Origin of the sequence: Larkinella insperata (genome assembly GCF_026248825.1) — a bacterium.
Taxonomy (GTDB): Bacteria; Bacteroidota; Bacteroidia; order Cytophagales; family Spirosomataceae; genus Larkinella; species Larkinella insperata.
This window is the reverse complement of the sequence record NZ_CP110973.1, coordinates 6,384,812-6,397,678: the sequence shown is the minus strand read 5'-3', so window position 1 is coordinate 6,397,678 and position 12,867 is coordinate 6,384,812. Positions and strand designations below refer to the sequence as shown.

General features: G+C 53.5%; 8 protein-coding genes. 3 read left to right on the top strand and 5 right to left on the bottom strand.

Annotation, left to right across the window (positions count from 1 at the left end; all coding sequences use genetic code 11):
- Positions 1-9 precede the first annotated feature (9 nt).
- Both OQ371_RS25765 and OQ371_RS25760 read left to right on the top strand, forming a co-directional pair.
- Positions 10-1,551, top strand: coding sequence for a SusD/RagB family nutrient-binding outer membrane lipoprotein (locus OQ371_RS25765; RefSeq protein WP_265991377.1), 1,542 nt, complete (start codon positions 10-12; stop codon positions 1,549-1,551).
- A 240-nt stretch (positions 1,552-1,791) separates the two neighbouring features.
- A complete protein-coding gene (locus OQ371_RS25760; protein ID WP_265991376.1) occupies positions 1,792-2,235 on the top strand; it encodes a hypothetical protein in 444 nt (147 codons plus the stop codon).
- A gap of 200 nt (positions 2,236-2,435) precedes the next feature.
- On the opposite strand, the gene OQ371_RS25755 is transcribed toward OQ371_RS25760, so the two are convergent.
- The 5 genes from OQ371_RS25755 to gltB form a co-directional block, all read right to left on the bottom strand.
- A complete protein-coding gene (locus OQ371_RS25755; RefSeq protein ID WP_265991374.1) occupies positions 2,436-3,323 on the bottom strand; it encodes a YybH family protein in 888 nt (295 codons plus the stop codon).
- A gap of 46 nt (positions 3,324-3,369) precedes the next feature.
- A complete protein-coding gene (locus OQ371_RS25750) occupies positions 3,370-4,155 on the bottom strand; it encodes a queuosine precursor transporter (protein ID WP_265991373.1) in 786 nt (261 codons plus the stop codon).
- A gap of 107 nt (positions 4,156-4,262) precedes the next feature.
- Positions 4,263-5,474, bottom strand: a complete 1,212-nt coding sequence (locus tag OQ371_RS25745) for a pyridoxal phosphate-dependent aminotransferase (protein ID WP_265991372.1) — start codon at positions 5,472-5,474, stop codon at positions 4,263-4,265.
- Between the two features lie 125 nt (positions 5,475-5,599).
- Positions 5,600-7,087 (bottom strand): glutamate synthase subunit beta, encoded by a 1,488-nt coding sequence (locus OQ371_RS25740; RefSeq protein WP_265991371.1) that lies wholly within the window; start codon positions 7,085-7,087, stop codon positions 5,600-5,602.
- Positions 7,088-7,190: 103 nt separating this feature from the next.
- Entirely contained in the window at positions 7,191-11,765 is a 4,575-nt protein-coding gene (gltB, locus tag OQ371_RS25735) for a glutamate synthase large subunit (protein WP_265991370.1), read from the bottom strand.
- 644 nt (positions 11,766-12,409) lie between these two features.
- On the opposite strand from gltB, the gene OQ371_RS25730 reads away from it, so the two are divergent.
- On the top strand, positions 12,410-12,865 hold the full coding sequence (locus OQ371_RS25730; protein WP_265991368.1) for an FAD-binding oxidoreductase: 456 nt from the start codon (positions 12,410-12,412) through the stop codon (positions 12,863-12,865).
- Positions 12,866-12,867 lie beyond the last annotated feature (2 nt).

The window sequence follows — 12,867 nt, the reverse complement described above, 5'->3', positions numbered from 1 at the left end:
TCTGAAACGATGAAACGAATCATACAAAAAGTGCTGTTGCTGAGCCTGCTGATCGGCCTGAACACCGCCTGCGACAGCGATTATCTGGATATTAATACCGACCCCAACAACCCGACCGTAGCGGATATTAACCTGACTCTGCCGGCCGGACAGGCGCAGGTGGCTTTTATTGTTGGGGGACAACTCAACATTCTGGGTGGGGTGCTGGCCCAGTACTGGACCATTCCGAAGGGCGGAAATCAGTACCGAAGCTGGGATCAGTACAACATCACCTCGTCTACACTCGACGGTCAGGGTGGGCAGTTTGTGGGCATGTATGCCGGGGCGTTGCAGGATTTTCAGTACGTCATCAACCAGGGCAGCCAGCAGAACGAATGGCGGATGGTCGGGATTTCGAAAATCATGAAAGCGTACGGATTCGGCGTACTGACGGATTTGTACGGGGATATTCCTTTTTCCGAAGCCCTGAACGCCGACCTGACCATCACGCCCAAATACGACGCCCAGAAGGATATTTATGCGGGGTTGCAAACGCTGCTGGACGAAGCCAAAGCGGATATTGCCAAAAAGCAGGGGCGTTTTCCGGGCACGGCGGATATGCTCTATCAGGCCGCCAATGAGGCAGGCGTGGATCGCTGGGTGCGGCTGGCCAACACGCTCAAGCTAAAGTTTTACCTGCGGCTCAGCCAGGTTGACCCGGCTGCGGCCCGGACCGGTATTCAGGCGCTTTATGCCAGCAGCGGAACGGCTTTTATGCAGGCGGGGGAAAGCCTGGAGTTTGCCAACGGAACCGTTACCAATTCCGAAAATCCGCTCTGGCAGGCTAATTTCCGGTTGTCTAACAACCTGACCGCCAGCACTACCATTGGTAATCTGATGGTGCCCAACAACGACCCGCGGATGCCGGTTTACTTCCTCGACGCGGACCTGCGGACGCCCGAGATGGAGTACGTTTTTACGCCCAACGGCACCACCTCGACCAACACGGCCCAGTTCACGTCCTATCCCGGTAAGTACTTCATCGGCCAACGGTTTCTGAACGGGACCATCAACGGGACGTCTGCCACCAGTGGCGTAACGGCGGCCGACGACAATGCCGCCAAAGCCCGGCCGGTGGTGCTGGTGGCCTACGAAGAAAGTCTGTTGCTGCGGGCGGAAGCCGTGGCCCGCGGATGGGCCGGAACCAGCGCCGACGATCCGGCCAAACTGTACAACGAAGCCATCACGGCATCCATGGCCCGGTTCGGGGTACAAGCTGGCGATTACCTGACCAAACCCGGAGTGGACTACACCCGACAGACCGATAAAATCAGGGCCATCATTATCCAGAAATATCTCGCGTTATACGGTTTGAACGGGGTAGAAGCCTGGACGGAACAGCGCCGGACGGGCTTTCCGGCCCCGACGATTCCGGTGGTTAACCTGACGGGCAATCAATTTTTGAAACGGCTGCCCTACGTCGATTCGGAATTGCAGCGCAACCCCAATATTGCGGCCACGGGCATTGCTCCGGGTGATGTGCTCACCCCCGTTTGGTGGGATACGAATTAGCGAAGAAGGCGTTATTTTCTACAACGGGAACAGAAAGAATACGATCAAAAACCGGCTGATTGGGCCAGTTTTTTCTTTATCCGCTCTTTCGACCGTTCATCCGGGCACCGGCTCCACTCCGAAATATCACCTCATTTGCGGTACGTCGGGCCTGCACCAATCCGGTACTTTTAGGGCATAAATCGTTTGCAAAACGTGAATCAGTGGAAACGTAAAAGCAACAGAAAACAACCAATACACATGAATCGCGCCCTAAAAGTTACCGCCCTTGTTCTCGCTTTGAGCAGCCCGGCTTTAGCCGGAACGTCATCCCATTTCCCCGAACCCGGTGATGAAAAAGAGAAGGTTGCTTCTACATCCCCCAACGTGAGCCGCACCAAATCCATGGGCGTCGCCATCTACCGGTCGATCAACTCGGCCAAGATGAATTTATTGATTGAGAACTACATTGAAGTACCGTTGCAGGTGTCGTTGCTGGACGAGAAGAACGAGGTACTTCATACCGAGAAGGTGAGCAAACGCCTGAAAAAATACTGGCGGAAGTTTGACATGGAAACGATGAAAGACGGTTTGTACACGTTTCAGATCAGCGACGGGTTAAACAAAGTAACAAAGTCGTTCAAGCTGGAAACAACAAAGGCGGAGGTGAAAGAGCCCGCCCGGTTTGTATCGCTGCTGGATTAATCGCTGCCCTAAACAGACTAATCCCTCGCTGTTGAAGTGCAAGTGCGTAAACGAATGCCGCTCTTTACGCCTTACTTCGCAGCGGGGGATCGTTTTTTGAAAGCAACACGGTTGGACAAAAGAGGTAAGACAAGGGATGAAAGAGCGTTTGTTGGATTACGGACGCGGTGTCTTTTCTCTCTTGTGTCTATCCTCTTTTGTCATTTTTCCGTTGCCTCGGTGGGTTCCAGGGCAATCAGGTCCACCACAATTTTCCATTGACTCTGGCCGTCTTTTTTCCAGATTCGCAGAAAGTTTCCGGCTTGTTTGACGGGTTTCCCGGCCGCTGTTGTTACCATCTGAGAATTACCATACACATACCCCAGATCACCGGAACCCGCAACGGCCGCATTGAGCGGGAAAAAGGCGAGCGTAACGGGTTGCTTCAACATCTGGTCGATGGCCGCTTGTTCGGTGTAGGGCTGCTGATCCATTCGGTACAGCCGGGCCTGCGGGGCCAGATACTGTTTATACGTCGTGGCGGCTCCACTCTTTTCCAGCGTGGCAACGAACTGCTTGTCAAAAGCCAGCAACTCTTCCCGGATTTGCGCCGTGTCGGCGCTGGTGACGCTACGAATGCCGGTCGCGGCCCGGATGGTATTAACGGGGGCTGTAGGGGGTACCGGATGCGAGATGCCGATGTCGAGCGCTACTTTCCAGCTATTATCCGCCTGCTTTCTCCAGACACTGACGTAATGACCGTAGCCCGTCGGTTTGTCGGCCAGCGATTTCGGCCGCCATTCCCAGGGACCAGTGGTATACCCCAGATCACCAGCCGCCGACACATCGGCCGCCAGGGGCTGCCAGGTTAGCTTTCCGGGTGTCGCCGGACTTTTTTCGAGCGATTCCCGGCCGTTGGTTACTTTGCCTTTTACAAACGTAACCCCGTCGGGAGCCAGGTTTGCCAGAAAAGCGGCTTTGGTAGTGCTGTCTTTTGAAAACTGCGCGAATTTCTTTTCGGCATTGACCAGCGTCACCAGGGGACTCTGCCCGAAAGCCGGACCAATCATGGTGAAAAGCAGTAGCGTAATGTAGGCGTTCTTCGTCATGGTTTGATAAGATGAAAAGGAATTAGTGCGGACGTTTCATCCTTTCCTACATAAACGTACTCATGCTCGATTCGTTTGCCAATTGTTTGGCGTGTTCCTTACCTAAATACATATCGATCAGATAATGAGATAGATACAGAACGGGCGTCAGCAGGACGGCCACGACGAATTTATAAATGTAATTGACGATGGCGACGGCCAGAACCTGCGTAAACGACCAGTTGCCGAAAATGTAAAAAGCGATAACCAGAACGACGAAACTATCCACCAGCTGCGAGACCAGCGTTGAACCCGTGGCCCGCAGCCAGATTTTGCGGCTACCCGTAATTTTTTTCAGAGACTGAAAAACCGTCGCGTCCAGGATTTGGGCTACTAGAAAAGCCGTGATTGAACCGATGATGATGCCCAGCCCCTGCCGGAAAATCATCGCAAAGGCGTTGTTGATGTTTACCGGGTTACCAACGGCGTCGGTTTTGTTTACTTCGAGCCAGAACTGCGCGGGTGGGAGCGTGGTAACGAAGTAGATAATCAGGAAACTGTACGCGATGAAGCCCGCCGTTACGTAGGAGATTTTCTTGACACCCTGTACCCCGTAATACTCGTTGATAATGTCGGAGGTGACGAACACCGCTGGCCAGATCACCACGCCCGCCGTCAGGTTGAAATCCAGCACAAAATCACCAAACAAATGCAACTGAGCCGGTGCCACATTCAGCAAGGTTTCCGCCGAAAAAATCTTGACTCCAATGATCTCCGCAATGATCGCGTTGGTCAGAAAAACAGCACTCAGAAAGATGTACAGGTTGGTCCGTTTGGTGGAAAAAGAAGCCATTCTTGTAGAATGAAGAGTTATGAGTTAAGAATGTAGAGTTAAAAATACCGTGAGATTGAAAGCCTTGACAAGATAAAACTCATCACTCTTAACTCATAATTCATCGCTTACTTTCGGCGGCTTTCCAGGAACGTTTCAATTCGGTCGAGCGCGGGCGTCAGGTCGTCGACGGAAGGCAGGCAGACAATCCGGAAGTGATCGTTGTGGACGTAATTAAAGCCTGTTCCGGCCACGACCAGCACCTTCTGTTCGTCCAGCAAATCGTAAACAAAATCGTCGTCACTGGCAATGTTGAACTGCGACAGGTCGATTTTCGGGAAAATGTACAGCGATCCTTTTGGTTTGATGCACGTTATCCCCGGAATGGCCGTGATGCGGTTGTAGGCATACTGAATTTGCCGGTAGAGTCGCCCCGTCGGCAGAATCAGGTCGTTGATGCTCTGGTAACCGCCCAGCGCAGTTTGAATGGCGTATTGGGTCGGCACGTTGGCGCAGAGCCTCATACTGGCCAGCAGCGTGAGCCCTTCGATGTAGGATTTGGCCCGGTGTTTGGCCCCGCTCAGAATTAGCCACCCCCCTCGAAAACCGGCCGCCCGGTAGTTTTTCGACAAACCGCCCATCGAGACGCACAGCGTATCTTCCACCAGCGTCGCCATCGGATGATGGACGGCCCCGTCGAACAGGATTTTGTCGTAAATCTCGTCCGCAAACACAATCAACTGGTGTTGTTCCGCAATCCGGGCGATTCCTTTCAGGATTTCTTTGTCGTACACCGCGCCGGTCGGGTTGTTGGGGTTGATAACAACGATGGCCCGGGTGCGTGACGTAATTTTACTTTCCAGGTCGGCCAGATCAGGGTTCCAGGCGGTTTGCTCGTCGCAGAGGTAATGAACGGGTTTGCCGCCGGAGAGCGCCACCGAAGCAGTCCATAGCGGATAATCGGGGGTGGGCACCAGCACTTCATCACCCTCGTTGAGCAGCGCCTGCATTGTCAGCAGAATTAACTCACTGACGCCGTTGCCGATAAATACGTCGTTGATGGCCACGTCTTTAATGCCCAGATTCTGCGTGTAATGCATAACGGCTTTCCGGGCAGCAAACAAACCCCGGGAGTCGGAGTAACCCTGGGCATTGCGGATATTCAGTATGATGTCGTGAACGATTTCGTCGGGCGCATCAAAACCGAAAGGAGCCGGGTTGCCGATGTTCAGTTTGATGATCGTGTAGCCCTGACTTTCGAGATCAAGGGCTTTTTCGTAAACCGGTCCGCGGATTTCGTAGCGTAAATCATTGAGCCGGTCGGATTTTAAAAAATTCATAGGGGTACTTTTAGGAATAAAATGGAGACAAAGGTATAAAGTTCAAAAAGATCGTCGTGCTGCCCGAACAAAGAAAAAGCCGCTGGTGGTCAACCAGCGGCTCTCGTACTATAGCTATCCGTGGGTCAGACCGTCGCAAACATCGACTTGGCTTTCGCTTCCAGTTGGCTCTCGCCCATCAGGAAGACGTCCACCGCTCGCGCGGCTTCGCGACCTTCGGAAATGGCCCATACCACCAGTGACTGACCCCGGCGCATGTCACCGGCGGCAAATACTTTCGGATGGGTTGTGGTCTGATAGTTAACGGCTTTAACATTGCCGCGTTCGTATTCCAGTTCCAGTGCATTGAGGAGGCCTTCCTGCTGAGGATTCACAAAGCCAGCTGCCAGCAGCGCCAGTTCGCATTCGATTTCGCGTTCTGAACCCGGCACTTCTACCATGGTCATTCTGCCGTCAACGGATTGCCATTCCAGATCAACAATGCGCAAGGCTTTCAGATTACCGTTTTCGTCGCCAATGAAGGCTTTTGTGTTGATCGACCAGTGCCGTTCGCAACCTTCCTCGTGTGAGGTAGAGGTACGGAGCATCATCGGCCAGTTCGGCCAGGGGGTGCTCTCGGCGCGTTCAGCCGGTGGCATTGGCATCAGCTCAATTTGCGTAACGGATTTGGCACCGTGCCGGTTGGAAGTTCCTACACAGTCGGAACCCGTATCACCACCACCGATCACCACCACGTTTTTGCCGGTTGCCAGAATGTCGCCGTTGGCGTATTTCACACCCCGGTGATCCACTTCAACAGGGCGCTCGGCCACGCGTTTGTTTTGCTGGCTCAGAAACTCCATCGCAAAGTGAACGCCTTTCAGGTCGCGGCCCGGAATCGGCAGGTCACGTGGCACGGTCGAACCACCGGTTAGCAGAACGGCGTCGTAGTCGGCCAGCAGTTCCTTGGCTTTGATATGTTCGCCAACGTTGGTGTTGGTTTTGAAGGTAATCCCCTCGGCCTGCATAACGTCCAGCCGACGGTCGATTACCCATTTTTCCAGTTTAAAATCGGGAATACCGTAGCGCAGCAAACCGCCAACCTGGTCGGCCCGCTCAAACACCGTAACGGCATGACCCGCTTTGTTCAATTGGGCGGCCGCAGCCAGACCTGCTGGTCCTGAACCCACAACGGCAACGGTTTTGCCGGTGCGTTTGATGCCGGTGTTGGGCTGCACCAGACCGCGGGCGTAAGCAGCTTCGATAATCGATTTCTCGATAAACTCGATGGCTACCGGCGGTTTGTTGATCCCCAGTACACAGGAGGATTCGCAGGGGGCGGGGCAGATCCGGCCCGTAAATTCCGGGAAGTTGTTGGTCGACGCCAGAATTTCATAGGCATACTCCCAGTTCTGTTCGTACACCGCGTCGTTAAACTCCGGAATGATATTGCCCAGCGGACAGCCGTTGTGGCAGAAAGGAATACCGCAGTCCATGCAGCGAGCGGCCTGTTTCTGCGTATCCTCTTCGGCGTACGGTTTTTCGATTTCCTTGTAATCGTGAACCCGCTGCTGGGCATCGCGCTTTTTAGGCAGTTCGCGGGTGAATTCTAAAAATCCAGTGGGTTTTCCCATGAATGGTAAAGCGTATACGGTTTTTTATCAGCATTGAGGTCAAGCCCACACCACGGTGTGTGAGCTTGATTCTCTAGAAAATGAGCGAAAGAAAACGGGTTGCTTATTGGTGAACCACGTCAACGACGATGTCCTGGTACACGACATTTTTGTCGCGAATCTGATCGGTCAGCGAGATACCGCGACCCGCCAGGGCTTTCCGGAAATCCGTTGGCATCACTTTCACGAATTGACCGATGAGGTGATCCCAATCCTGAATCAGTTGCAGCGCCACGTTGCTGGTGGTGTACTGGAAGTGTTTTTCGACGCATTCCTTCAGGATCGCCACATCTTCCTCGGCTAGTTTCTCCAGGCTTACCATTTCCGGGTTGACTTTAGCGGCAAAGTCGCCTTCTTTATCCCAGACGTATGCCACACCACCCGACATCCCGGCGGCAAAGTTGCGTCCGACGGAGCCCAGGATGATGGCCAGACCACCCGTCATGTATTCCAGACCGTGATCACCAATGCCTTCGACTACGACTTTGGCTCCGGAGTTCCGGACGCAGAACCGTTCCCCGGCCATTCCGCGGATGTAGGCTTCGCCGGACGTCGCACCGTAGAACGATACGTTACCGACAATGCTGTTTTCTTCGGGTTTGAACGGCGCCATGCGGTCGGGATAAACGATCAGCTGCGCTCCGCAGAGGCCTTTACCGAAATAGTCATTGGCATCGCCTTCAAGTTCCAGCTTGATACCGTTTGTGTTAAAGGCACCAAAGCTCTGACCCGCCGTTCCCCGGAACTTGAAGTGAATGGTTCCCTCGGGTAGTCCTTTACCCGCGTGAATCTTCGAAATTTCGTTGGATAAAACCGTACCCACGGCCCGGTTGAGGTTGATAATCGGCGACTCCGCGTACACCGACTCACCGTTTTTCAAGGCGGGTTGGGCGGCTTCGAGCAGCGTCCAGTCCAGAATGTCGGCCATGCCGTGATCCTGATCTTCCTGCTTGAAGTTAGCTACGTCAAGGCTGTTGGCGTCTTTGTAGAGAACCGCCGACAGATCAACGTGGTCGTATTTCCAGTGCTTGATATCCTTGCGCATTTCCAGCATCTGCGATTGCCCCACCATCTCGTTGATGGTCCGGAAACCCAGTTCCGCCATGATTTCGCGCAGTTCCGTTGCCAGGAATGTAAACATGTTGACTACGTGCTCGGGTTTACCCGTAAACAGCGCGCGCAGTTCTTTATTCTGCGTGGCCACCCCCACCGGGCAGGTGTTCAGGTGACACTTCCGCATCATGATACAACCCACGCTCACGAGTGCTGCCGTCGCAACACCAAATTCTTCGGCACCCAGCAGGGCGGCAATCGCCAGATCGCGGCCCGTCCGGATTTGACCGTCGGTTTGGACCGTAACCCGGCCCCGCAGTTTGTTGCGAACCAGCGTCTGGTGCGTTTCGGCCAGACCCAACTCCCACGGCAGACCCGCGTGGCGGATCGAGCTGAGCGGGGAGGCCCCCGTTCCGCCGTCGTGACCCGAAATCAGAATGTGATCAGCGTGGGCTTTGGCAACCCCGGCGGCAATCGTTCCAACCCCGGCTTCCGACACCAGTTTCACGCTGATGCGCGCTTCCCGGTTAGCGTTTTTGAGGTCAAAAATCAACTGCGCCAAGTCCTCAATCGAGTAAATGTCGTGGTGGGGCGGGGGCGAAATCAGACCTACGCCCGGCGTTGAGTGACGCGTGCGACCGATCCAGTCGTCAACTTTGTGACCCGGCAACTGACCGCCTTCGCCGGGTTTGGCACCCTGCGCCATCTTGATTTGCAGTTCGCGGGCGTTGGTCAGGTAGTGGCTTGTTACCCCAAACCGTCCCGAAGCCACCTGCTTGATGGCGGAGTTCATGTTGTCGCCGTTGGCCAGGGGCGTATACCGAAGTTCATCTTCACCGCCTTCGCCGGAATTGCTCTTGCCGCCGATGCGGTTCATGGCAATGGCCAGCGTGGTGTGTGCTTCCCACGAGATGGACCCGAAGGACATGGCTCCCGTCGCAAACCGTTTGAAAATGCTTTCAATCGGCTCAACTTCTTCGATGGGCACCGGATTGCCTTTCTTGAACTTCATCAAACCGCGCAGCGTCAGGGCTTTCCGGGTTTGATCGTCGATCAGATTGGCGTATTTCTTGTAAATCTGGTAATCGTTTTTCTTGGTCGCCTGTTGCAGCAGGTGAATCGTATCGGGGTTGAAAATGTGCGCTTCCCCGCGTTGTTTCCACTGGTAGACACCACCCACTTCCAGGCGGTTGGTGAGCTTATTGTCTTCAGGGAACGCCTGCCGGTGACGCACCAGGATTTCGCGGCCGATTTGTTCCAGACCCATACCGCCGATACGGGAAATGGTGCCCGTGAAGTAACGATCCACCACGTCTTTGTTCAGACCCAGACACTCGAAAATCATGGCACCCTGGTATGATTGCAGGGTTGAGATGCCCATTTTCGAGAAGATCTTCAGCAGCTCTTTGTTAACGGCTTTGATGTAATTCTGGTGCAGTTTTTCAACCGGATAATCCACCTGAATCAGGCCGCGCTCCTTCATGTCGGTGATGGTCTCAAACGCCATGTAGGGGTTAACGCCCGATGCACCGTACCCAATCAGAGCGGCAAAATGGTGCGTTTCCCACACGTCACCGGCTTCAACCAGAATACCGACCTGCCCACGTAATCCTTTGCGAATCAGATGGTGGTGGATGGCCGAAGTAGCCAGCAGCGAGGGAATCGGCGCGTGGTCGGAGTCGATGGCGCGGTCGGACAGGATGATGATTTCAAACCCGTCTTCGATGGCGTCTTCGGCGTAGCGGCAAATCCGTTCCAGGGCCCGTTCCAGACCTACCCCGCCCTGATCGGCGCGGAAATAGGTGTTGATGGTTTTGGCCTGGAAGTGGTTTTTATCCACAAACCGCAGTTTGTCAAATTCTTCGATGGTCAGCACGGGCTGGGTCAGCTCGATCAACCGGCAGTGTTCGGGTTCTTCGCTCAGCAGGTTGCCGTTGGCCCCCACGAACGAAATCAGCGACATGATGGCCCGCTCCCGGATGGAGTCAATCGGCGGGTTAGTCACCTGCGCAAACAGTTGCTTGAAGTAGTTGGCCAGGTGCTGGCTTTGGTCCGACAGAACGGCCAAGGGCGAGTCGGTTCCCATCGAACCCAGGGCTTCCAGACCCGTTTTGGCCATCGGCCCCAGAATCATCCGGAGGTCTTCGGACGTATACCCGAATGCCTGCTGACGCTGCGTGATGTCCTGTTTCCGCATGTGGCTGAACGTGCGGACGGGTTTCGGCAGGTCGGAGATTTTAATTTTATTTTCGTCGAGCCACTGCTGATACGGTTGCCGCGAGCAGATGTCGGATTTTACTTCTTCGTCACTGATGATGCGGCCCTGTTCCATATCGACCACAAACATGCGGCCCGGTTGCAGACGGCCTTTTTTGACGACCTTCGCCGGATCAACGTCGTTGACCCCAGCTTCGGATGCCATAATGACCACGTCTTCGTCGGTTACCCAGTAGCGCGAAGGACGCAGACCGTTGCGGTCGAGGGTTGCGCCGACAATCTTGCCGTCCGTAAAGGAAATCGACGCCGGACCGTCCCACGGCTCCATAATGGCCGCGTGGTATTCGTAGAAGGCATGACGGGCGGGGTCCATGCTTTCGTTGCCATCCCAGGCTTCCGGAATCAGCATCATCATCACGTGCGGCAGCGACCGGCCCGACAGCACCAGCAATTCGATGGCGTTGTCGAGGTTGGCCGAGTCCGACTGATTCAGGTTACAGATCGGGCGCAGCATGGCCAGCTCTTCCTTGGTAAACAACTTGGATTCGAGCATGGCTTCCGCCGTTTTCATCCAGTTGACGTTGCCTTTTACGGTGTTGATCTCGCCGTTGTGGGCAATGTACCGGAACGGCTGCGCCAGTTGCCAGGAGGGGAAGGTGTTGGTCGAGAAACGCGAGTGCACCACGCCAATGGCCGATACCAGTTCTTCCCGCTGCAAATCGGGGTAGTAATCCCGGAGTTGCATGGTCGTCAGCTGGCCTTTGTAGGTAATAACCCGGCTCGAAAGCGAGGAGTAATAGAAACTATTTTGCAGGCCGGTTACGGTTTCGTTGATGATCCGGCTGCTGTAGTTTCGAACAATGTATAATTTCCGTTCAAATTCGTCGGGAGTCAGGGTTTCGGGTTTGCGGATGAAAACCTGTTCCATCTGCGGCTCTACCGAGCGCGAACCGTTCCCCAGGTCGGATGAATCAACCGGCACGACGCGGTAGCCAATCAGCTCCAGGTTTAGTTTCTTGATGGTTCGGTTCAGAATATCCCGGCATTCCTTCCGCAGACGCTCGTCTTTGGGCATGTAAATCATCCCAACCCCGTAATCGCCCGCCGATGGCAGCGAGAAATTCAGCTTGCGGCATTCGTCAACGAACAATTCATGAGGAATCTGAATCAAAATCCCGGCACCGTCGCCCGTATTGGTTTCGTAGCCAACCGCACCCCGGTGGTCCATGCGCGTGAGCATCGTCAGGGCGTCTTCCACGATCTGGTGCGACTTGCGGCCCTTCACGTGTGCGACGAATCCAATTCCACAGGCGTCATGTTCAAACTCAGGCCGGTATAGACCCTGTTGCGGTGCGTTAGAAGAAGACATCGGCTAAACTTTTTTGTGATTTTGGTTATTGAAAAACTGGCAAAAAAGATGGTCTACAGGTGGGTTTAAAAAAAACTAGGAATGCTGGATAGACAATACTGTTTTTGCGTTGGAAGTGCAAGTTACATTAAAATATATTTTGCGAAAAGGTCAAAACACGAAATTTCGTTTGTATAGCAAATTTTATGATTTTGGTGCAAAATTGTCTTGGTTAGTGAATAAATTCTAGTAAAAATCCGGATCAGTTGAAGGATTGGAAATTAGAATTTTAAGTGAATTTGGAGCAGGATTAGCTACTATAAAGTTAGTTTTGGCAGTATAGGAGGTGTTTCTGTATCAAAACCAATCCATATCAGGATGAAGGCTGTAATTTTGACTAAAATGGAAGAAAATTGACTTTTTATCTAAAAATTGGTTTGAAATTTAACTGAAATTGGAGAAAAAGTTGTGTTTTTATCCTTTCAGAGTTAAAAAATAAACAGCTTTTGTTTTGGTATGTAGGTTTACACCATGACTGACTGATTCATCAACCGATTCCTCAATCATACACACTTCAACGATGATTTTTGACGACTCATCCAGCGACCAGTAGCACCCGTTCTGCGGAGTGTCTACATTCGCACTGTGTTCAATCCATCCACACCATGTTGAAGAGTTTGCTTTTAAGTTTCTTTCTGTTGGGAATTGCCGGGGTAGCGGAGGCACAGACCGTCGCTTCCGGTTCCCGGTACCCACTGAGTTACAGGAAACGCCAGATTATGGTCGGGAAAGGGGGCGGATTCACCGGTGCTTCAACGGTTTATTACCTGCTCGAAAACGGGTACCTCTACCGCAAAACCGAAGCGGATTCGCTGTTTACCCGGCTGGGTAAACAACCGGCCACGACCACCCGGCGGCTGTTTAACGAATTGGAAGCCAACTGCCGGATCAAAACCGTACAGTTCGACCAGCCGGGAAATACCTATCGGTTTGTAGGCTGGAAGAAAGGTCAACAGGAGTATCGAGTCACCTGGGGGGCCACCGGGCAAACCGTGCCGCCTGCGTTCAGTAAATTTTACAATTCGTTCATGAAGCTGGTGCCGGTTTCAAAACGAGATTAGTA